We start from the raw sequence: 19366 nt of genomic DNA on the forward strand, positions 1-19366 counted from the left end.
TTCTATTTAAGGGAATTATGTAAAAATACGCAATTTAAATTCTAAACTCTATTCATTTACACAATTGGCAGAATACAAATTTGTCTCAGAGCAAATTAATAATTCAAGGAATATAATTAGGAGATATTTAAAACGTATCAGTTTTAGTCACATAAGTGAATTTTTCTGTAAAAACAAAAAAGAGTACCCACAAAGGCACTCTTCCACTTACTTACTCCCTAATTACACCCTACTCCCCCGGCACATACTCAACCAACTCCGACAGCCTACACTGGAACGTATCGCATAACCTGACCAGCGTCTCCAGCTTAACGGTCTCCAAGTCGGTCTCCCGATACAGTTTGTTAATCGAATTCCGGCTTAGGCCTGATTTCTCCATTAGCTCGGTGATGTCGTCGATCCGGTGTTTGGCCATAAGGATTCTTAAGTTGCTTCTCAACATGAGGCGTAGCTCCCCTCTAGTTATTATGTATGTATAGTTATGCTCCACTTTCCATTATCCTTATAGAGTTAATTTTTAACTTTACAATATCAATCATAGGGTTATATAATAACCTTATAAGGTTAACGACAGGGAGGTGTATGCTGTGTATAAATCTTTAGAAGCTTTAACCGATCCCTTGATTCGTATCCGGCTGGAAGCGATGTACCGGGAACTGCTGGATACAGATCCTACATATAAAATGCTGCTGCAAGAAAGTGATCAGTACTTCCACCAGCTTAGGAACGCCCTACCCGAGGACCAGCAGGATTCTGCTTTCCAGTATGAAGACACGCAGTTCTCTCTTCAAGTCATTACCGAACGCGCCATCTACCTGCAAGGCTTCAAGGATGCGCTTTATCTCTCCAATGAGCTGCGAAGTTCCTCTACTGCATAATTCTATATTAGTTGCACAATTTCCTGTCTCTATCGTGAACTCTGTTTCTATCCTAAATTCCGTTTTTATCCTGTTTTCTTGTTTTCGATATCAGTATGTATAGAAAAGACGCATTCAGCAGAATGCGTCTTTCTCTACTACTATATGTGCCGAGGACGGGGGTCGAACCCGTACGGTATTTCTACCGCAGGATTTTAAGTCCTGTGCGTCTGCCTGTTCCGCCACCCCGGCATGTTGTGTGTGCGTTCTTACGCGACAAGAAATATAATATCATGTATCCGGGGGATACGCAATTCCTTTTTTTAATATTGCTGCAGACGCAGCAAACAGCCCGCTCAGCCGAGACTGACACGGGCCTTTTGCTCGTCTTACCGAATCGGATCTGGTCAGATCCGTTCTGCCCTGCGCTGCTCAGACTAGTGGCGATCACGCTCACCGGTTCTGCTGCGCATGCCGGCCAGACCTAGGAGGCCGACGAGACCGAGCCAGCCCCAGTTGGAGCCGTTTCGGGTGTTGCTTGTGGTGGTTGTGCTCTGTGCCCGGTAGCGGCCCGTTGTGTTATTGTTGGACAGCGGGGAGACGGAGCTGTTGTCGCCGGTACGGATTTTGTCCTTCATGATGGATTCGGTCTTGTGCATCGAATCTCTGGTCTCATTCATCATGGTATTGCCCCGGCTGTCCATCATACGGTCATCCAGATTGCCCATATTTCCCATGTTGCCCATTCGGCCGTCAGTCGTTGTGCTGTGCATGCCCGGAGCGGTTGTGCTCATAACGCCCGGAGTCGTAGTTGTCATACCGCCCGGCGCTGCTGCGGAGATGTCACCTGCTCCGAGCAGACTCATGGACAGGACCGTACCGCAGGCAAGACTTGTGATCAGCTTGTTCAAAATGTTGTGCCCCCTTCATGGATGTGGTTAATCGCTGATAATTTCCCCATCCGGGACAGCATCTATGCAGAGAAGTTATTCCTTCACAATGTTCACGGTCTTGCTGGACGCATTATACGTGACCTTGGCTCCAAGTGCTTCCGCAATCGCTCGTACAGGCGCATAGGTTACCGCATCGTCCATGACGCCGGTCGTCAGCTTCTTTCCATTGAGCGTAATATTTACCGGGATATCCTTGTTCACCTCTGGCTCACCTCCGGTTATACGGCTTAGTGCGGCTGCACTCTGCTGGGCAGTAGGCCGTCTGCCCGCTTTCAGGTCCTGGATGCTAAGGCCGAAGCTCATCTGCAGATGAGCGTAATCCTTGAAGGAGGTCCAGTCCCCGCCCCATTCGAATCCCAGCTTCTTCCCCTCCTGCACCACCTCTTGCCAGTCTGCCACCTTGTCGCCATCCCCGTCACGTTTCATATCCCAGGACACATTCCTGCCATCCGGCAGGAGCAGCGCAAAATCTATTGCCAGTCCGTAATTATGGTAGCTGTCGCCTCCCCGGGCATTCGTTACAATGTCGCCCTTCTTGGTTCGCCCTTGAGCATATAGCTCATTCTGCTGCGCTATCGTGCGCATGCCCTGCGTAATGAGGATTGGTACCCCCCGGTTATAGCTCCGTCTAATCAGCTCGTTCGCCCCAGCCAGTACGGCCGGATGCAGCTTCGCCAGCCTTGCGGCGGATTTCTGCTTGACCTGCTCCAAAGTAAGCATCTACTCACCCCCTGGTATAGTAAATGCCCGCTTAGGCCGGATTGCTTGCACAAATGACCGTTTTTTCACAAAATAAGCTGTGCAGCGTCCTATCTCCCCGGATGAACTATGCGCCTACAGGCCAGAATAAGAATGCAGACCGCAAGTCAGGTCATTCTAACGGAAAGGGGGATGAACATGGAGATACACAGCGACAGCTACAGAATAGCCCCGCTTAGCGACCAGGAGGATGTGGTGGAGGTAATCCGCCAGGCGGAATCGGAGATTGCCCGGATGACCGGGAACCCGGAAGTCACGCTGATTGCCTATGAGAAGACGGATGGACACCGCAGCAAGTAAATGAGGCGTGCCCGTGCTGATCCCAGGCAAAGAGCTTACCTTTTAGACAATATAAGCCTCCACAATGTCATCTACAAGCAGCCACTTCCATTCCTCCGCCCACTGCAGCTTGAATTCCCGCGAGTGGGTGTGAATGGAGGTCACGAACCCGCTCAGCTTCACCTGCTCCTGAGGATCATACAGCACCAGCGTTACCCGCACATGACTCCGCAGCGATAAGGCCAGCGTATGCTCAATCTCCTCCAGCTTCTGCTCATCCAGAACCGGCCTCAGGCTATGCCAGGTCTCCCGTTCGTCCCTCCTGATCCCGCCCTTATGCTCCGTCAACATGCTTCGGCTGCTCTCCCGCAGACCGCCCGCTTCAAGCTTCTTGCCCATTGCTATTCCCCCACTCTGATGTTTATAACCCGGACTACATCATCTTTCCGCTCATAAACCGAACGTATGTTTGTATTATATCCGCGATTCAGCTTGTTAAGCAAGCAGAAATTAATGTCAGGCCAAGGACGCAGAAGGAGGGCTTTAACTGATCATTACAAAGGGTTGAGCTAGCACCACACCTGCATTGAAACAGCCATACTGTGGTTCTAGTAATTTCGCTAATCTGATGCCATCATTAGGGGAAAGGGGTAGAAAGGACGGAGATGATATTTATGATTAGAGCAGCAAATGTGGAGGATCGAGAGGGTATTTCCAGACTATTGACGCAGTTAGGTTATCCGGATACCGAGCTTTATATGAAAGAGAATATAGAAAGACTTCTTGCTGACCCCAATAAGGAGTTAATGGTCTATGAAGCGGAAGGAGGTGTTATCGCCTGTCTTTCCCTGCATTATATCCCGCAACTGGGCATGAGAGGAGATATCGCCTCCATTAGTTATCTGGTTGTGGACTCCTCAGCTAGAAGTAAGGGAATTGGACAGGAATTAGTGGAATCCGCTTCAGCTTCCGCCACCCGAAGAGGATGTGCCAGTATCCAGGTTCATTGCCATGCCAGAAGAATAGCGGCTCATACATTTTATGAAAGACAAGGTTTCAGGGAAGCCCCTAAGTACTTCTCAAAAAGATTGGACCAATAATTCAATCGGCAGCAAAAAGACGCCTACAGTAATGCTGTACAGCGTCTTCATCTGAATCCTTTGGCTTATAACAAGTCTTGTCTCTGCTTATTTCACTGACGAAGTCCCTGCGCTTCCAGCACCCGGTTCCTGCTTGGCATCTGTGCCTGCATCTGATACGGTTCCTGGTACGGCTTGCTCCGGTTCAATCAGTCCGGCGGCTTCTCTGGCTTCATTCAGCTTGGAGATGCCGTAGAGCATCGCTATGTCCGCCTGCTCATTCATCGTGTTGAATTCCTCAGCGGTCACATCGGGCGATACTGCGCCCTTGGAAGCCTTCTCCTTGATCTGATAGGCACTCTGGAAAGCGATCACCGAATCTCTAAGCAGCTTCTCGATCGTATCCGGCAGGCCACCCGCAATCTTGATATCGTTCACATGATCTGCAAGCTGAGATGCGGTATCCTGGAAGCTGTCCACAGCCTTCTCGAATTCTTTGTCTGTCGCTTGTCCGGTGGAATAAGAGGTTAGCGTGGTGTTGAAGTTCTCTAGCGAGGATTTGCCCATTTCGTCGAATTTCGACATTTCATTGTAAAAGTTCTGTACCGTCTCCTGTACCTCTTCCGGGGACGCCGGTTCAGCACTGTTATTGCCGCAGGCACTGAGTATCATGACGGCCACTAGCAGTCCTGCAAGTAAAGCTTGTCTCATAGTTAATATCCCTCCACTTAACAGAATAATATCGATTTTTGTTAAGTGCAAATGAAATTAATGTAAAATTCGGCGTAATGAAACATATGTCAGCGGTTAAGCGTATTCATAGGGAGAAACGGCGGTCCATAACCCGTTGATGACTGGCAATTCCTGTTATACTATAATGAATTCATCTGTTCAAGGAGAGGAAGATTATCATGGCTTATTGCACAGCATGTGGTGCGGAATACAAGGAAGGTGCCAAATTCTGCGGGGAATGCGGGGCAGGTACAGAAGAGGCCGGTTCTCCGGCAGCAGCACGCCGTCCGGCGGCTGGCCATAGCTCCGGTCCCGAAAAAGAATTATGGCAGGGCAAGCCTGCCGGCATCTCCGACCGTCTCAAGGGGCTGATCGGACTGAATACCACCAAGTATACGATTACGTCCCAGCGGATTATGGTGAAGAGCGGACTGATCGGCAAGGATGTCGAAGAAATCGAGCTGCTGCGGGTCAATGATTTCTCTGTCACTCAGTCGGTTATGCAGCGTATGCTGGGCATCGGGACGCTGATCATTTTGTCGGATGATGCTTCATCTCCACAGCTCCCCTTCTATAGAATCCGTAAGGTTCAAGCTGTCAAGGATATCCTGCGCCAAGCCGTCCGTGACGAGAAAATCGCCAACAACATCAGCTACCGCGAGCATATCTGACACTTCGCTACACTTGGTTATGGAAGGTAGAGGGCTCCTGCCGGAATTACGCCTTTGGATTGGCTGGGGCTCTCCCACATCAGTACCGCACGCGCGTCCCCCTGGTTCTCATAGTACTCCACCTTCAGCTCATGCAGCTTCCCTGCAATCAGACTCACTGTGCCTTGCCGCTCCTGCCCGCTCTGCTTAATCCAGCTGTCAATAACCAGCTTCCCGTCGATCCATATCCGGATTCCGTCATCTGAATACGAATAGATCGTATAGGTCTCACTGTAGGCAGCGCTTATTTGGCCGCTCCAGCGTACCGAGAACAGATCTGCGTGAACAGCCGGATCAGGCGCCGCCTGCCTCCAGGCGAAGTTAATATTGGCATCTGTCCGGGTGAGGGCAGGCGTGCCGCTAAGTGTAATATTGTTATAATACTGCCCATAGAGGCCCGGCTTAGGGAGTACCCCTCCTGAAGAAGCATACGCCGCCGCCTTGGCCGAATAATCATCTCTGGAGAACACGGCACTATTCTTCATAAAAGCCTGAATTACTGCATCCTTATTGCGCTCGTACAGCATCTTGCCCCAGGTCATCTGGTAGCTCCATTTGTTCTGCGTGCCCGCCAGCACAGCTGGCGGAGGAAGCTCCCCGTTCTCGCCGATGGCGATCAGCTTGCCGCGCCCCAGGTCCCACAGCGTATCATGATGGCTTACCTTGTAATCCCCCTCGAAAATATCTGCTGCCAGCACATCCACTCTGCCGCTGCCCGGATAATACTTCGCCGGCTCCTCACTATTCTTGTTCTTGGCATTCGGACTCCATACCCACAACAGATTGTGCAGCTGATGATAGACTGTGTACCGCTGGAACATGATCTCCCAGAGGGTGACGAAGGAGGACTTCTGCCCCCACCAGAACCAGCCGCCGTTCATCTCGTGGTAAGGTCTCCAGAGTACGGGGACACCGGCGTCATTTAGCTTTTTCAGGAAAACAGCTACCTTATCGAGCTCCGCAATCATTGCCGTATACTCTGGCGTTCCCGGTGTGATGTACTTGCTGAAATTAGCTTCGCTGAGGCTCATGGAGACATTCGTCCAGGCTGGAGCGCTGCCCGGCAGGTTGGCATGATAGGTCATCGCTACGATGCCCCCGGCCTTATGCCAACGGATCGCACTGTCGGTTACGCCCTGCCGCTGGCTGCTGATGAGCTTCTCCGTCTGGTTGCTGATCGGTCCCATCTCATAGCCGTGCAGTCCGGCATAGCTGCCAGCCGTATTCTTCAGCTTGTTGTTGATATCATCCGGGCTCTCCAGGTAATCATGCTGACCGCTGATCATTCCCTGGCCCTGCAGCCAGTACAGCGTCTCCAGCAGCTTCCGTGCGGGCGCCCCCAGCTCCGCGTCAGCGGGAGACATCTGTATTTTGCGAAAAGCCGCTTGCCACTGCACATCACCTATCAGCCGCGAGGCTGAATCCAGCAGGTCCCTGAGGTTGCGCTGTTCCACATTTTCCACCATCCTTTTCCTTGTGTTTGTACATATTATGACGAATTGTGGAACTTCAGCACGGCAAATGCACAGAATTCGGACTGTCGCAATCCGGTATTCTTACGCTATACTATTCAGGGCACAGGCATTATACCCATACCCACTTACAAAGGAGCAGATATGAAAGCCAAAAAATCCATCATCAGTCTCATCATTATCGCCCTGCTCAGTCTTGCCGCCTACCTGCTGGAGGAGAACGGGCAATGGCTGCCGCAGACCCCTTCTGCGAATCCTTCGGAGGTCGTGAAGCTGAAGTTCCCGGCAGACCGCTACCCGGAGACCGCGAGGCACATCCAGAAGGCCATCCGTAAGGGAGAGTCGGCCATCTGCACGATCAACCGCAAGGAGGCGGAAGAGAACCGCAAGGCTTCTCTGAAGGGAGTCCCCACGAAGAAAGGCTATGACCGGGACGAATGGCCGATGGCCATGTGTGATGAAGGCGGAGCCGGGGCGCATATTGAGTACATAACACCCAGTGATAACCGCGGAGCGGGAAGCTGGGTAGGCAATCAGCTGGAGGCGTTCGCAGACGGTACGCGTGTGGAGTTTATTTTCAAATAAGCCGGCCTGTGGGGGATGTTGTTCAATTTCACTGCGATAAAGCGTAGAATGAAATGGGATAATATAACTTAGATGGAGAGCCGGAAGTGTTCTATATCTGTTATCGGGGCAAACGGCTGTACGGCCCTATGTCCGAAGCTGAAGCCTTACAGGAATGGTTCGCGCTTGCAGGAACAGTCAAGGAGCTCTATATCATTGAAACCGATGCAGCTACAGGCAGAATCAAACGCCAGATCGGGCCAACGGTCCGTGCTCATAAGAAGAAAAAGAAATAGCCCTATCCGGCACAGGCCGGACAGGGCTACACTGGCTATAGGCGGTTCTAGAACAAACAGGCTTTAGTGATGATAACCAGCAGAATGAACAGAACCAGAATGGCACCTGTCGAAGTCCAAGGGCTTACTACCGGAACGATTGGAGGTCCCTGATTCACTCCACCTACGTTATTTCCACAACCGCAACCATACTCTGCTCCCATAATTAATTCCTCCTCTTGAATATTGAATACAGCACAGAATATGTGGAATTCCGCCCCGTTGCATGGGCCAATTGGCAAAGAAATGCCTTTCACCTAACGGACAGGCGTCCAGTAGTCGATATAGAGTATGAAGCAATAGCTTCACAACAAATGAAGGGAGGAATGCCGGATGGATATTGCTGCATTATCCGTAGTGATGAGCCAGTCATCCTTACAGCAGGCCGCAGGGCTGCAGGTGATGAGCCTTGCCAAGGAGCAGGCGCAGAGCAGCGCCCAGGATATGGTTCAGATGCTGAGTCAGGCCACGCACCCCACCTTGGGAAAAACACTTGATATTCGGGCGTAATTCCTTTATGCTTACATACATAGGAACACCCGTTCCATATTTCAGCCGTTGAAGAGTACGTGCTGAACTGCTGCTTAGCCCTTAAGGGCTTTTCTTTTGGCCAATAACACGAACATACGATCTTATATATGGGGTGATTGATTATGCAAGGCTATTATCAGATGACCGCTTTGGAGAAATGGACAGAGGATCTATACCAGCGCATTGGCGTCCGCAAGCCGGCCGATATCTCCATTGATTACATAGCGAAGCAGCTCAATATCTGGGTACACTATCTGGATGTCAGAAGCAAGGCGATTGAGGCTGCGGCCGGAATGTACAGTATGTTCATCGACAACCGCCTCCCTCCCGAGCTGCAGCGGCTGGAATTCCTCCACGAGCTCTGTCATCTGCTGCGGCATGCCGGCAAGTCTACGCTTATGCCCGGAGTGTTCACGCAGGCGCAGAGAGATGAATCCGACCGGTTCATTCTGTATGCCTCCATGCCCTATAGTATGATTTCCGCGAATACGCTGCCCGAGCTTCGTGAGGATGCCGTTGCCGAGCTGGCTGTAGCGTTCCAGGTTCCCGTTCCCCTCGCGCTGCAGCGGATCGACCAGATCCAGAGACGGATTTTCCAGGGGCAATTAATGGCTGTTATGGAACGTAACGAAGACAGAAATATCATCCACAGACATATTCGCTAAGCGCTGCGGGGATAATACGCTATAGACCCGGAGGGCGGAGATTCCCCTCTATAACAGGGTTAGATTCTACTGTAAAGGGGATCAAGATCAACGTGGAAGCCTTGAAAGTCATTCAATTATTGCTGACTCACCCTGAATATAGCGTGGATGCCGTTCATCCTGAAATTCCGGATTTTGTGGGTATCGAGACGATTGAAGTGGACCACGTTACCCAGACCTTCTCCATCCTGCTGCAGGAGCCTAAGGAATACGGCTGAAAGCAGGATTTTACAGTATAACAATTACATAGAACAGCCCCGCTAACACGAACCGGTACAGCGCGAACCACTCCAGGCGGAGCCGCTTAATCAGCTTGATGAACGTGACTACAGCAATCATGGCTACCAGGAAGGACGTCACGAACCCGATTAGCATCAGGGTCAGCGTATCTGAACTGAGTAGATCCCTGCTGTCATACAGGTCCAGGAGGCTTGCTCCGAACATCACCGGCACGGAGATCAGGAAGGTGAAGTCCGCAGCGGCTTTCTGGCTGGTTCCCAGCAGCAGACCGCCTGAGATCGTTGAACCGGATCTTGAGAAGCCGGGCCACAGCGCCAGACACTGGAACAGCCCGATGCCGAAGGCTTGCTTGTAGTTTATCCCGTCTACCGTCTCTGACGTTACGGATCTCCTGCTGCGTGCAGCGAAGATCATCAATAGGCCACCGGCAATCAGACCAATTAAGACCGGCTTGGGGCCGAATAACTGGCTCTTGATCGTGTCTTTGAAGAGCAGATACACCACTAGTGCCGGAACCATAGCCAGGAGCATGTGGATGGCGTTCAGCCCCTTGCTCTTGGAGAAATCCAGCTTCAGCATATTCATCCCGATGTTCACATACTTCTTCCAATACAGCAACAGCACGGCCATTACCGCACCTAGCTGGATCACGATTTTGAAGGTAACGGCAGCCTCCCCCTCGAACTCCAGCAAATCCCCTGCCAGGATAAGGTGCCCGGTAGACGAGACCGGCAAGAATTCAGTCAACCCCTCAATAATCCCTAATATAATTGCTTTGATAGCTTCAGTCACTGGTGAATAGCCCCTCTCGGAAGTGAATAAATATATTTCCAGTATAAGAGGCTTAGATGGAATTCCCCATCGAATGAGCTAACAATATGGGAGTTAGTGTGACATAAATGTCATGTGGTTTATTGTGATCAGAACAAAAAAGCCACCAAGCTACTGGTGGCAAAATTTCATTATGCTCTATTCATAAAATAGCCGCTACGCTAATTGTGTAATAACAAGATGTGCTGAAACGGGTCTTGTTCCTCCGGCAAGAGGAGTAATCGTAAGTGCAGTGGAGTTTCCGGCAGGATTACGAACGGTCAGTATGCTGTTAATGACCGTTGTTTGGACAATAGCCATTTCTACGATTTGTGAGGTACCTGTTGCCCGCCCAACTACGGTATAAGCGAGATCTGCACCATTTAAAGTCAAGATTAGTTGTCCGGCTTCGGTCACGCTAACCTGAAACAGCACCTGATACGTCCCAATGGCCGCTAAATTAAAAGAACTCGGCCCGATCCGGGTAATCGTTGTCCCGCTGGTAGGGCCATCTTGAGGAAAGCTTACATCTGTGCCCGGCGCTACCGTTGCCGCATTATCAGGAGGCATCAGGGCAAAGAAATCGGCAAATCCTAATACCCCTCCCGCCGTTCCTGTTGCCCCGGTTGCTCCTGTTGCCCCGGTCGCTCCTGCGGCTCCTGCAGCTCCTGCGGCTCCGGCTGGCCCAGTGGCTCCTGTGGCTCCAGCCGGCCCTGCAGCTCCTGCAGCTCCTGCCGGACCAGTAGCTCCGGCAATGCCTTGCGGCCCAATCGCTCCCGCCGGACCAGGTTCACCCTGCGGGCCCTGGGGACCTATGAGGCCCTGTGCTCCCGGAACTCCCTGCGCCCCTTGAGGGCCAGCGGGCCCCGCTGCTCCCTGGGGGCCTATCGCTCCCGACGGCCCGGGCACACCTTGGGGGCCTTGGGGCCCTGGAGGGCCACCGGCAGGTCCCGGAGGACCTTCTGTTCCCTGGGGGCCTCTTGCCCCCGGGATTCCCGGTATGCCTGGGGAGCCCTGTGCTCCTTGGGGCCCTGTGGGACCAATGACGGTTGGAGTAGTGACATTGACTTCAGGCGGTGGACAGGTTACTTTAACCACCTTTTTAATCACTTTTTTAACAACTTTCCGATGTTCTTTTCTTTTTCTTTTTGAAGGAACGAGGGTGACGATTTTTTTAGGATGACATTTTTTATCGTCTGGACAACTCAATACGGACACCTCCCTAATAAGATAGTGTAGTGTACGCATCCCATCCGATTTAGAAATGGACGAACAACTAGTTTTTACTAGTCAGCAACCTAATTCCAAAAAAACGGGCGTTAGCCATAGTAGTTACGCCCTTGAATACATCACAATGTCCCACACCAAATTTTATTATTTTTCGTATTTTAGGATTGGACAACTGATACTTCCCTGTCAGATCCGAATTTCTAATTCGGGTCTGTTTTTTGGTTATTCTCCTTCAAACTCATGCTACATCAATGAAGCTGACGTTATAAAAGATGTGCAACTTCAGATGCACAATTCACGTAAAACTGATAAAGGAGTTGGTAAAAATGGTTGTCTTTGCTATTCTATTTGCACTGATTGCAATCCTGAATATCTTCTTCCCGGCCATGGGCTGGTATATGCGTTATGGTTGGATGGTAAAGGGCGATTCCGAACCAAGTGAGGCTTATCTCATGATGAGCAGAATAAGCAGCGTTATTGTACTTATAATCTTTTTCTTGTTCTTCTTACCTTCGATGTTTGGTTAGGGATAACAATAAAACAGGAGCTGCTGGCGCTTCCCTGCCAACCACTCCTGTTTTTATTTTTATTTTTATTTTTTAGCCCTGTTAAGGAATAGCAATGAGCGCATGGGGAAGGCCAGACGATTGTCGATACAATAATATTTTCAACGGTTCCGTGGATAACTATAAAATAATGTATGGGAAAGGTAAAATAATGAAAAATACTACTAAATCGTTTGTTTACATATGTTGGTTCGGGGCGCTTGCTATAAATATTCGGTTGTTAATAAGATCATTTTCAAACAATGAGCCTGTATTCTCTAATATAGTAGGTGTTGCTTTATTGGTAATTGCTATTATTAGCTTACATTTCAGTGAGAAAGCTAAAGAACAAAAGAATGGAAGTAACAAGTAATAAAATTAAACCCTAAGAAATCAGAACATATTTATTGAGTATTTGAAAAAGCTATAAAATAAAACTCGCCTGGCTTAATGCCAGACGGATTTATTATTTGTACAGACTCAATCATGGTAAAACTTCTATAATATATTTGTTAACATGGAATACAGCAGCGGGTTGCATATTAAAAACCCCCTTGCTAGGCAAGGGGGTTAAGTGAAGTGGGCCCTACAGGACTCGAACCTGTGACCAATCGGTTATGAGCCGACCGCTCTAACCAACTGAGCTAAGGGCCCGGACTAGGATATCCGTATTATACAAGTGCTGTCCGGTGTAATAAGGTAATTGCGGGGGCAGGATTTGAACCTGCGGCCTTCGGGTTATGAGCCCGACGAGCTACCGGGCTGCTCCACCCCGCGTCAGTTAATAATTATTTAAACAGCGACAATAGATAATATACAATATAGCCATGGATAAAGTCAAGGATGATTTTGGTTTTTCTGGCTAAGGCAGAAAACGAACTCCATAACGGCCCTTGCGCGAACGGTATATTTCGACAAAACGCGGATCATGATACCCATAGATCCAGCCGTCCTGCTCCAGTCTTTTGGCAAGGCAGCCCGCTTGAAATCTGGTCCTGAACAACTTGGCAAAATAGATCCAATTCATGATACCCTCTTCTCCTTCATCGCAATAATATATGTCCCGGTGCTATTTATCATGCCCAGTTTTGCAAGAAAATTAGAGGATTGCTCAGCGGAGCGGATGGCAATTTCTGCCCGTATGCAGCTAATTGTAATGAGCCGTTGAGGGGAAATAGTTGGATTTTATACATTTGCTTGGGCGGAAATCGCCTCTTCAAAGGAAATAAGTGGATTAAGGACATTTAGTTCTGGCAGTATCTGCGTTATTGTCCATTTCAGGTTTCAACAAGTGTATTTTTTCCAACTAAAGCCTCTATAAGTGTGCTGGGCCAGTGAATAGATGCTGTTTTTCCACTTCTTTTCCCTAAGAGCCCAAAAACTAATTAAAGCATTAAAAAAGAAGCCCCATCCCCCGGCAAAGGGGACAAAGCTTCTTCTATGCATTCTATACGCTATACGCTCTACGTTTACGCTTTATGTTTACGCTCTACGTACTCTTTACGTACCCTCTACTCATTTCCTGCGTCTTCTCCTAGCCCCTACACGCCGAAGGCGGCAGGGTCCTTGCGCCAGGATTGCAGCAGCGCTACATCGCTCTCAGCAATCTTGCCTTGAGCCAGCGCTACGTCAATGAGCGTGCTGTAGTTGGACAGACTCTGGAGCGGAAGCTCCGCCGCAGCGAAGGCTTCTACGGCACGGTCCAGCTCGTAGCTGAAGATGGCCAGCACGGCCAGCGGGAGGCCGCCTGCTTCCTGTACGGCCTGTGCGGCTTTGATGGAGCTGCCGCCAGTGGAGATCAGGTCCTCGATCACGACCACCTTCTGGCCGGGCTTGATGAGTCCTTCGATCTGGTTCTGTTTGCCGTGGCCCTTGGCCTTGTCCCGGATGTAAGCCATCGGCAGACCGAGCTTATCGGCCACCCAGGCCGCGTGCGGAATACCGGCGGTTGCTGTCCCGGCAATCACCTCAGCGTCCGGGTAGCTGGTTCTGATCAGCTCTGCGAAGGCCTCCGCAATGTAGTTGCGGACAGCCGGGAAGGCCATGGTCAGACGGTTGTCGCAGTAGATCGGCGATTTGATGCCGGAGGTCCAGGTGAACGGCTCCTGCGGGCGCAGGGCTACAGCTCCGATCTCCAGCAAATGACTGGCGACCTGTTCACTTCGATTCTCTAATATGCTCATGCTTGGCTCATCTCCTCAATAATAGTCAGTGCTGCTGCTCGCGGATCTGCCGCTGCTGTAATCGGCCGGCCTACTACCAGGTAGTGGCTGCCTTGGCGGATAGCCTGTCCGGGAGTCATGACCCGGGACTGGTCGTCCAGGGATGCCCCGGCGGGCCGTATACCCGGGGTAACCGTGCGGAACTCCGGTCCGCAGGCTTCGGCAATCACCACGGATTCCTGCGGGGAGGCTACGACTCCATGCAGGCCTGCTTCCGCGGCAAGCTTGGCGTAACGCACCACTGCATCGGCCACTGTTCCAGCTATGCCGATTTCGCGGTTCATCACTTCCTGACTGGTGCTGGTAAGCTGGGTTACCGCAATGATCAGCGGCATGTGCAACGAGGGCTTCAGGCTGACCGCCTGGGCCGCTCCTTCCACGGCAGCAGCCATCATGGCAGCTCCTCCGGCGGCATGTACGTTGAACATATCAACGCCAAGCAGAGTCAAGCTCTCTGCCCCGCCCTTTACGGTGTTGGGGATATCGTGCATTTTAACATCGAGGAATACCGAATATCCGCGCTCCTTCAGTTCCCGGATGAAATCAGGTCCGGCTGCATAGAACAGCTGCATTCCCACCTTCATATAACAGGGAATGCCTTCGAGCTGTTCGATCAGCGCCCGCGCCTGGTCTGCATTCGGATAATCCAAGGCGACCATCAGGCGTCCGGCCATTTCATTACGCTTCTCTACCTGTCCGATGTTCTCATGTTCATGCTGCTGTGCTGCTGAAGTCTGCTCCACAAAGTCAACCCTCTCTCATTGTTATCTGGCAACATTCCAGGTCCCGGGCATAGGTGAACGGTCTGCGCTAACGCAAACCGTTCCTGTAGCAGCCTCTAACAGCTGCCTCACCCTCTATCTTATTGTCCGACAAAAGCAGGCATCGACTGGGACGAGAAGTTAATCGTCTGCAGCATTCTCAGCAGCGCCGTTACCGTATCGAGCGAGGTCATACATACGACGCCGTTCTCTACCGCTTCACGGCGGATGCGGAATCCGTCACGCTCAGGCGTTTTGCCCTTGGTCAGTGTATTGAAGACGAAGTTCGCTTGACCGCCGCGGATCAGATCCAGGATGGTCGGCTCGCCTTCATCCAGCTTGTTAACGTTCATCACGTTCAGCCCGGCCTGCTCCAGCGCAGCTGCCGTACCGCCGGTGGCGATGATTTTGTAGCCCATGGCATGGAAGCCCTTCATCAGCTCAACCGCTTCAGCCTTGTCTTTGTCGGCTACAGTTACAATGATTGCCCCGGTAGCCGGGATCTTCATGCCTGCGCCGATCAGGCCCTTGTAGAGCGCCTTGGCATACAGCTTATCGCGGCCCATGACCTCACCGGTGGATTTCATCTCCGGTCCGAGCGTAGGCTCGACTCTGCGCAGCTTGGCAAAAGAGAACACCGGCACTTTGACCGACACATAATCGCTCTCCGGCCACAGGCCTTCAGTGTACCCGTCTTCCTTCAGCTTGCCGCCGAGAATGATCTTGGTCGCCAGGTTCGCCATCGGAATACCGGTCACCTTGCTCAGGAACGGAACCGTACGCGAGGAGCGCGGATTCACTTCAATGACATAGACCTCGTTCTGATAAATGACGAACTGGATGTTCACCAGCCCGATGGTCTTGAGCTCTTTGGCAATCTTGATCGTGATCTCGGCAATCTTCTGCTTCAGACCTTCATCCAGATATTGCGGCGGGTAGACAGCGATGGAGTCGCCGGAGTGAACCCCTGCGCGTTCCACATGCTCCATGATGCCCGGAATGACAACCGTCTCTCCGTCGCAGATAGCGTCCACTTCCACTTCCTTGCCAAGCATGTAACGGTCGATCAGCACCGGATGCTCCGGATTCACTTTTACCGCTTCAACCATGTAGCTCAGCAGCTCTGTGTCGTTGTAGACAATCTCCATGGCGCGTCCGCCCAGGACATACGATGGTCGAACCAGCACCGGATAGCCCAGCGCCTGCGCCGTTTCGACAGCCTCATCAATATTGATTACGGTCTTGCCTTTAGGTTGTGCGATATCCAGACGGGCCAGCAGCGCTTCGAACTTCTTGCGGTTCTCAGCTTCGTCGATGCTCGCAAGGCTGGTACCCAGAATGTTCACGCCCGCAGCAGCAAGCGGTGCAGCCAGGTTAATCGCGGTCTGTCCACCGAACTGTACGATGACTCCGATCGGATTCTCCTGGGCAATCACGTTCATGACATCCTCGAAGAACAGCGGCTCAAAGTACAGACGGTCCGAGGTATTGAAATCCGTCGATACGGTCTCTGGATTGTTATTGATAATTACAGCTTCGTAGCCAGCCTTCTGTATGGCCCATACCGCATGTACCGTAGAGTAGTCGAACTCAATTCCCTGGCCGATACGGATCGGACCCGAGCCGAGTACAATGACCTTCTGCTTATCGGAATGAATGACCTCATTCTCGGTCTCATAGGTGGAGTAATAGTATGGCGTTGAAGCCTCAAATTCTGCGGCGCAGGTATCGACCATTTTGAAGACCGGAACCAGCCCTTGCTGCAGACGCAGCACACGCACTTCCGCCTCCTTGGTGAATGCCCCGCCTGGACGGCCTTCGGCACGGATCTCGGCAATCGCCCGGTCTGTGAAGCCCTTACGCTTGGCCTGATACAGTATGTCAGCAGACAGTGTCTCTTCGGCACGGATCTCGTCCTCGAAGCTCACGAGCCCTTCGATCTTGGAGAGGAACCACCAGTCCACATTCGTAATATCCTGAATCTCCTGCAGCTCATAGCCGCGGCGGAAGGCTTCCGCGATCAGGAACAGGCGCTCATCATCCGGCTTGGCAAGTCTATAGCGCAGCACACTCTCTTCAAGCAGTTCCGCTCCCGGCAGACGGAAACGGTGGACACCGATCTCCAGTGAGCGGATGGCCTTGTGAATCGACTCTTCAAAGGTACGGCCGATCGCCATCACTTCACCGGTCGCCTTCATCTGCGTACCCAGCTTGCGGTTCGCCGAGATGAACTTGTCGAACGGCCAGCGCGGGATTTTGCTGACGATATAGTCCAGTGTAGGCTCGAAGCAGGCGTAGGTCTGTCCGGTCACCGGATTGACGATTTCGTCCAGCGTGTAGCCTAGTGCGATCTTCGCGGCCATCTTAGCAATCGGATAGCCGGTCGCCTTCGACGCCAGCGCCGAGGAGCGGCTGACACGCGGATTCACTTCGATCACATAATACTGGTAGCTCTGCGGGTCCAGGGCGAACTGAACGTTACAGCCGCCTTCAATATTCAGCGCGCGGATAATCTTCAAGGAAGCGCTGCGCAGCATCTGATATTCACGGTCAGACAGCGTCTGGCTCGGGGCCACTACGATACTGTCGCCCGTATGTACGCCCACCGGATCAAAGTTCTCCATGTTGCAGACCACGATACAGTTGTCGTTCGCATCACGCATAACCTCATATTCGACTTCCTTCATGCCGGCGATGCTCTTCTCGACCAGACACTGGCCGATCGGGCTGTAGCGGATACCGGCCTTGACGGTCTCACGCAGCTCTTCTTCGTTGTCGCAGATTCCGCCCCCTGTTCCGCCCAGCGTGTAGGCAGGACGGACGATCAGCGGATAGCCGATTCCTGCGGCGAAGCCCAGAGCTTCTTCCACACTGGTAATAATCGCACTTTCCGGCACCGGCTGATCCAGCTCGCGCATCAGCTCGCGGAACAAATCGCGGTCCTCCGCTTTCTCGATGGATTCAAGCTGTGTACCCAGCAGCTTCACTTTCTCTTGCTCTAGGACTCCGGCACGGGCCAGCTCTACAGCCATGTTCAGGCCGGTCTGTCCGCCGAGTGTCGGCAGCAGCCCGTCTGGACGCTCCTGACGGATAATGCCAGTCACGAATTCCAGCGTAATCGGCTCGATGTATACTTTGTCAGCCATATTGGTATCGGTCATAATCGTCGCCGGGTTGCTGTTGATCAGCACGACCTCGACGCCCTCTTCCTTAAGGGCCTGGCAGGCCTGAGTGCCTGCATAGTCGAATTCGGCAGCTTGACCAATAACGATCGGTCCGGAGCCGATAACCAGAATTTTTTTGAGTTTGTTGTTCTTAGGCATGTTAGAGAGCTCCTTTCACGGCTTCAAGCTGGGGTGCGGTTGATTTCGGTGCCGTGATTCTGGCATTCGCTGCAAGCTGCGCCTGACGCGATCCGGCCGGCCGCTGCGCCTTGTGGTCTGCAATCAGCTGCAGGAAGCGGTCGAACAGATAACTGCTGTCATGCGGTCCCGGCGCCGCTTCCGGATGGTACTGCACCGAAAAAGCGGGGTAGCGGGTATGTTTCAGTCCTTCAACGGTCTTGTCATTGTTATTGATATGGGTAACTTCCAGGTCTGTACTGGCAATGGATTCCTCATTCACAGTGTATCCATGGTTCTGGGAGGTGATGAAGCAGCGTCCGCTCTCCAGCTCTTTCACCGGATGGTTCCCGCCGCGATGGCCGAACTTGAGCTTCTCAGTGTCGGCGCCGCAGGCCAGGGCGAACAGTTGGTGTCCCAGGCAGATGCCGAAGATCGGGTATTCGCCGAGCAGCTCGGAGATCGTCTGTACCGCATAAGGCACATCCTTCGGGTCTCCAGGGCCATTCGAGAGCTGAATGCCGTCAGGGTTCAGGCGGCGGATCTCGTCTGCGGTGACATCATGAGGGACAACCACCACATCACAGCCACGGTTGTTCAGCTCGCGCAGAATACCGGTCTTAGCGCCGTAATCGACCAGCACGATGCGTTCTTTGGTGCCCGGGCTGCTGTAGGCTGCTGTAGTTGAGGTACGTGCAACCTGATTGCGCAGCTCTTCAATGGTCGTGTCACCCATCATCTCCATCAATTCTTCCACACGCTTGTTCGAAGTGGTGAGGATTGCCTTCATGGTGCCATAGTGGCGGATAATGCGGGTAAGCATACGGGTATCAATCTCGCTGATGCCGGGAATGTCATATTCCTTCAGCAGATCGTCTACACTGTATTCAGCACGCCAGTTGCTGGGTACGGATTCGTGACGCCGCACCACAAAGCCGTGTACAAAAGGGCGAACGGACTCGAAGTCATCACGGGTAATACCGTAATTCCCGATCAGCGGATACGTCATGGTAACGATCTGCCCACAGTACGAAGGGTCCGATAGTACCTCCTGATAGCCTGTAATTCCTGTGTTAAAAACAACCTCGCCCGTTTTCTCGCCTTCCGCGCCAAATGCGGTGCCTGTAAACAGTGTTCCGTCCTGAAGCAGCAATCTCGCCTGCATGCCTTCCACTCCTTCTTGTTTCTGTAGTCTGATTCTTATGTCACAGCCATGCAGCCGGGCTGCATGGGCTACTGCTT

25 protein-coding genes and 3 tRNA genes are annotated in these 19366 nt (G+C 52.0%); 10 read left to right on the forward strand and 18 right to left on the reverse strand.

From position 1 onward, the window contains the following. Nucleotides 1-229 precede the first annotated feature (229 nt). The gene (locus NYE26_RS21925; protein WP_339250140.1) at nucleotides 230-442 is read right to left on the reverse strand and encodes a helix-turn-helix transcriptional regulator; all 213 of its coding nucleotides are present in this window, start codon (nucleotides 440-442) and stop codon (nucleotides 230-232) included. 145 nt (nucleotides 443-587) lie between these two features. Here NYE26_RS21925 and NYE26_RS21930 point away from each other — a divergent pair, with 145 nt between their 5' ends. Continuing rightward, nucleotides 588-878 (forward strand): hypothetical protein, encoded by a 291-nt coding sequence (locus NYE26_RS21930; protein WP_339250142.1) that lies wholly within the window; start codon nucleotides 588-590, stop codon nucleotides 876-878. A gap of 147 nt (nucleotides 879-1025) precedes the next feature. Here the strand turns inward: NYE26_RS21930 and NYE26_RS21935 are convergent. The 3 genes from NYE26_RS21935 to NYE26_RS21945 form a co-directional block, all read right to left on the reverse strand. Further along, nucleotides 1026-1109, reverse strand: a tRNA-Leu gene (locus NYE26_RS21935). 185 nt (nucleotides 1110-1294) lie between these two features. Further along, nucleotides 1295-1768, reverse strand: a complete 474-nt coding sequence (locus tag NYE26_RS21940; protein WP_339250144.1) for a WGxxGxxG family protein — start codon at nucleotides 1766-1768, stop codon at nucleotides 1295-1297. 75 nt (nucleotides 1769-1843) lie between these two features. Then, a complete protein-coding gene (locus NYE26_RS21945; RefSeq protein ID WP_209871822.1) occupies nucleotides 1844-2530 on the reverse strand; it encodes a M15 family metallopeptidase in 687 nt (228 codons plus the stop codon). A 177-nt stretch (nucleotides 2531-2707) separates the two neighbouring features. Here NYE26_RS21945 and NYE26_RS21950 point away from each other — a divergent pair, with 177 nt between their 5' ends. Beyond that, a complete protein-coding gene (locus NYE26_RS21950) occupies nucleotides 2708-2869 on the forward strand; it encodes a hypothetical protein (RefSeq protein WP_200869526.1) in 162 nt (53 codons plus the stop codon). A gap of 42 nt (nucleotides 2870-2911) precedes the next feature. Here the strand turns inward: NYE26_RS21950 and NYE26_RS21955 are convergent, their stop codons facing one another. Continuing rightward, entirely contained in the window at nucleotides 2912-3247 is a 336-nt protein-coding gene (locus NYE26_RS21955; RefSeq protein ID WP_339250149.1) for a YolD-like family protein, read from the reverse strand. A gap of 275 nt (nucleotides 3248-3522) precedes the next feature. On the opposite strand from NYE26_RS21955, the gene NYE26_RS21960 reads away from it, so the two are divergent. Continuing rightward, nucleotides 3523-3948 carry a GNAT family N-acetyltransferase gene (locus NYE26_RS21960; protein ID WP_339250151.1) on the forward strand — a complete coding sequence of 142 codons (426 nt, stop codon included), beginning with the start codon at nucleotides 3523-3525 and terminating at the stop codon, nucleotides 3946-3948. A gap of 87 nt (nucleotides 3949-4035) precedes the next feature. Here NYE26_RS21960 and NYE26_RS21965 read toward each other — a convergent pair whose 3' ends face one another. After that, entirely contained in the window at nucleotides 4036-4638 is a 603-nt protein-coding gene (locus tag NYE26_RS21965) for a hypothetical protein (protein WP_036724189.1), read from the reverse strand. A 200-nt stretch (nucleotides 4639-4838) separates the two neighbouring features. Between NYE26_RS21965 and NYE26_RS21970 the strand changes: the two genes are divergently transcribed. Further along, complete coding sequence (locus NYE26_RS21970) at nucleotides 4839-5330, forward strand: PH domain-containing protein (protein WP_036724191.1); 492 nt, start codon at nucleotides 4839-4841, stop codon at nucleotides 5328-5330. Between the two features lie 17 nt (nucleotides 5331-5347). Here the strand turns inward: NYE26_RS21970 and NYE26_RS21975 are convergent, their stop codons facing one another. Then, nucleotides 5348-6823: a glycosyl hydrolase gene (locus NYE26_RS21975; RefSeq protein WP_339250153.1), complete on the reverse strand. Its 1476-nt coding sequence runs from the start codon at nucleotides 6821-6823 to the stop codon at nucleotides 5348-5350. Nucleotides 6824-6985: 162 nt separating this feature from the next. Between NYE26_RS21975 and NYE26_RS21980 the strand changes: the two genes are divergently transcribed. Both NYE26_RS21980 and NYE26_RS21985 read left to right on the forward strand, forming a co-directional pair. Continuing rightward, complete coding sequence (locus NYE26_RS21980) at nucleotides 6986-7426, forward strand: NucA/NucB deoxyribonuclease domain-containing protein (RefSeq protein ID WP_209871837.1); 441 nt, start codon at nucleotides 6986-6988, stop codon at nucleotides 7424-7426. Nucleotides 7427-7512: 86 nt separating this feature from the next. After that, nucleotides 7513-7701 (forward strand): hypothetical protein, encoded by a 189-nt coding sequence (locus NYE26_RS21985; RefSeq protein ID WP_036724199.1) that lies wholly within the window; start codon nucleotides 7513-7515, stop codon nucleotides 7699-7701. A gap of 47 nt (nucleotides 7702-7748) precedes the next feature. Here the strand turns inward: NYE26_RS21985 and NYE26_RS21990 are convergent, their stop codons facing one another. Then, nucleotides 7749-7904 (reverse strand): hypothetical protein, encoded by a 156-nt coding sequence (locus tag NYE26_RS21990; protein WP_155991357.1) that lies wholly within the window; start codon nucleotides 7902-7904, stop codon nucleotides 7749-7751. A 169-nt stretch (nucleotides 7905-8073) separates the two neighbouring features. Here NYE26_RS21990 and NYE26_RS21995 point away from each other — a divergent pair, with 169 nt between their 5' ends. From NYE26_RS21995 to NYE26_RS22005, 3 genes are all read left to right on the forward strand, one after another. Further along, nucleotides 8074-8250, forward strand: coding sequence for a YjfB family protein (locus NYE26_RS21995; protein ID WP_076076056.1), 177 nt, complete (start codon nucleotides 8074-8076; stop codon nucleotides 8248-8250). A 161-nt stretch (nucleotides 8251-8411) separates the two neighbouring features. After that, nucleotides 8412-8936, forward strand: a complete 525-nt coding sequence (locus tag NYE26_RS22000) for an ImmA/IrrE family metallo-endopeptidase (protein ID WP_339257578.1) — start codon at nucleotides 8412-8414, stop codon at nucleotides 8934-8936. Nucleotides 8937-9028: 92 nt separating this feature from the next. Continuing rightward, nucleotides 9029-9193: a hypothetical protein gene (locus NYE26_RS22005; RefSeq protein WP_155991360.1), complete on the forward strand. Its 165-nt coding sequence runs from the start codon at nucleotides 9029-9031 to the stop codon at nucleotides 9191-9193. A gap of 10 nt (nucleotides 9194-9203) precedes the next feature. Here NYE26_RS22005 and NYE26_RS22010 read toward each other — a convergent pair whose 3' ends face one another. From NYE26_RS22010 to NYE26_RS22020, 3 genes are all read right to left on the reverse strand, one after another. Continuing rightward, nucleotides 9204-10007 carry an undecaprenyl-diphosphate phosphatase gene (locus NYE26_RS22010; protein ID WP_339250156.1) on the reverse strand — a complete coding sequence of 268 codons (804 nt, stop codon included), beginning with the start codon at nucleotides 10005-10007 and terminating at the stop codon, nucleotides 9204-9206. A 195-nt stretch (nucleotides 10008-10202) separates the two neighbouring features. Further along, entirely contained in the window at nucleotides 10203-10595 is a 393-nt protein-coding gene (locus NYE26_RS22015; RefSeq protein WP_339250158.1) for a hypothetical protein, read from the reverse strand. Between the two features lie 23 nt (nucleotides 10596-10618). Continuing rightward, nucleotides 10619-10819 carry a hypothetical protein gene (locus NYE26_RS22020; RefSeq protein ID WP_339250160.1) on the reverse strand — a complete coding sequence of 67 codons (201 nt, stop codon included), beginning with the start codon at nucleotides 10817-10819 and terminating at the stop codon, nucleotides 10619-10621. A gap of 762 nt (nucleotides 10820-11581) precedes the next feature. Between NYE26_RS22020 and NYE26_RS22025 the strand changes: the two genes are divergently transcribed. Next, nucleotides 11582-11782, forward strand: coding sequence for a DUF6199 family natural product biosynthesis protein (locus NYE26_RS22025; RefSeq protein WP_339250162.1), 201 nt, complete (start codon nucleotides 11582-11584; stop codon nucleotides 11780-11782). Between the two features lie 598 nt (nucleotides 11783-12380). Here NYE26_RS22025 and NYE26_RS22030 read toward each other — a convergent pair. From NYE26_RS22030 to carA, 7 genes are all read right to left on the reverse strand, one after another. Further along, nucleotides 12381-12454 (reverse strand) — tRNA-Ile (locus tag NYE26_RS22030). A 49-nt stretch (nucleotides 12455-12503) separates the two neighbouring features. Continuing rightward, nucleotides 12504-12577, reverse strand: a tRNA-Met gene (locus NYE26_RS22035). Nucleotides 12578-12662: 85 nt separating this feature from the next. Then, nucleotides 12663-12827, reverse strand: a complete 165-nt coding sequence (locus NYE26_RS22040) for a hypothetical protein (RefSeq protein ID WP_019909365.1) — start codon at nucleotides 12825-12827, stop codon at nucleotides 12663-12665. Nucleotides 12828-13341: 514 nt separating this feature from the next. Beyond that, nucleotides 13342-13983, reverse strand: coding sequence for an orotate phosphoribosyltransferase (gene pyrE / locus NYE26_RS22045; protein WP_036724234.1), 642 nt, complete (start codon nucleotides 13981-13983; stop codon nucleotides 13342-13344). Continuing rightward, nucleotides 13980-14696 (reverse strand): orotidine-5'-phosphate decarboxylase, encoded by a 717-nt coding sequence (pyrF, locus tag NYE26_RS22050; RefSeq protein WP_339257580.1) that lies wholly within the window; start codon nucleotides 14694-14696, stop codon nucleotides 13980-13982. Before pyrF ends, pyrE begins: the two co-directional genes overlap by 4 nt. Before the next feature lie 188 nt (nucleotides 14697-14884). Beyond that, entirely contained in the window at nucleotides 14885-18106 is a 3222-nt protein-coding gene (gene carB, locus NYE26_RS22055) for a carbamoyl-phosphate synthase large subunit (protein ID WP_339250164.1), read from the reverse strand. 1 nt (nucleotide 18107) lies between these two features. Continuing rightward, nucleotides 18108-19289, reverse strand: a complete 1182-nt coding sequence (gene carA / locus NYE26_RS22060) for a glutamine-hydrolyzing carbamoyl-phosphate synthase small subunit (protein ID WP_339250166.1) — start codon at nucleotides 19287-19289, stop codon at nucleotides 18108-18110. Between the last annotated feature and the right edge of the window lie 77 nt (nucleotides 19290-19366).

It is taken from the genome of Paenibacillus sp. FSL P2-0136, assembly GCF_037975325.1.
GTDB lineage: Bacteria > Bacillota > Bacilli > Paenibacillales > Paenibacillaceae > Paenibacillus_AQ > Paenibacillus_AQ silagei.

Excerpts from the sequence above, each read along its gene's own strand:
- NYE26_RS21925 (WP_339250140.1), bottom strand. The coding sequence starts at position 442 with ATGTTGAGAAGCAACTTAAGAATCCTTATGGCCAAACACCGGATCGAC.
- NYE26_RS21945 (WP_209871822.1), bottom strand. The coding sequence starts at position 2,530 with ATGCTTACTTTGGAGCAGGTCAAGCAGAAATCCGCCGCAAGGCTGGCG.
- NYE26_RS21950 (WP_200869526.1), top strand. The coding sequence starts at position 2,708 with ATGGAGATACACAGCGACAGCTACAGAATAGCCCCGCTTAGCGACCAG.
- NYE26_RS21955 (WP_339250149.1), bottom strand. The coding sequence starts at position 3,247 with ATGGGCAAGAAGCTTGAAGCGGGCGGTCTGCGGGAGAGCAGCCGAAGC.
- NYE26_RS21960 (WP_339250151.1), top strand. The coding sequence starts at position 3,523 with ATGATTAGAGCAGCAAATGTGGAGGATCGAGAGGGTATTTCCAGACTA.
- NYE26_RS21965 (WP_036724189.1), bottom strand. The coding sequence starts at position 4,638 with ATGAGACAAGCTTTACTTGCAGGACTGCTAGTGGCCGTCATGATACTC.
- NYE26_RS21970 (WP_036724191.1), top strand. The coding sequence starts at position 4,839 with ATGGCTTATTGCACAGCATGTGGTGCGGAATACAAGGAAGGTGCCAAA.
- NYE26_RS21980 (WP_209871837.1), top strand. The coding sequence starts at position 6,986 with ATGAAAGCCAAAAAATCCATCATCAGTCTCATCATTATCGCCCTGCTC.
- NYE26_RS21990 (WP_155991357.1), bottom strand. The coding sequence starts at position 7,904 with ATGGGAGCAGAGTATGGTTGCGGTTGTGGAAATAACGTAGGTGGAGTG.
- NYE26_RS21995 (WP_076076056.1), top strand. The coding sequence starts at position 8,074 with ATGGATATTGCTGCATTATCCGTAGTGATGAGCCAGTCATCCTTACAG.
- NYE26_RS22000 (WP_339257578.1), top strand. The coding sequence starts at position 8,412 with ATGACCGCTTTGGAGAAATGGACAGAGGATCTATACCAGCGCATTGGC.
- NYE26_RS22015 (WP_339250158.1), bottom strand. The coding sequence starts at position 10,595 with ATGCCTCCTGATAATGCGGCAACGGTAGCGCCGGGCACAGATGTAAGC.
- NYE26_RS22025 (WP_339250162.1), top strand. The coding sequence starts at position 11,582 with ATGGTTGTCTTTGCTATTCTATTTGCACTGATTGCAATCCTGAATATC.
- NYE26_RS22040 (WP_019909365.1), bottom strand. The coding sequence starts at position 12,827 with ATGAATTGGATCTATTTTGCCAAGTTGTTCAGGACCAGATTTCAAGCG.
- pyrE (WP_036724234.1), bottom strand. The coding sequence starts at position 13,983 with ATGAGCATATTAGAGAATCGAAGTGAACAGGTCGCCAGTCATTTGCTG.
- pyrF (WP_339257580.1), bottom strand. The coding sequence starts at position 14,696 with ATGGCCGGACGCCTGATGGTCGCCTTGGATTATCCGAATGCAGACCAG.
- carB (WP_339250164.1), bottom strand. The coding sequence starts at position 18,106 with ATGCCTAAGAACAACAAACTCAAAAAAATTCTGGTTATCGGCTCCGGA.
- carA (WP_339250166.1), bottom strand. The coding sequence starts at position 19,289 with ATGCAGGCGAGATTGCTGCTTCAGGACGGAACACTGTTTACAGGCACC.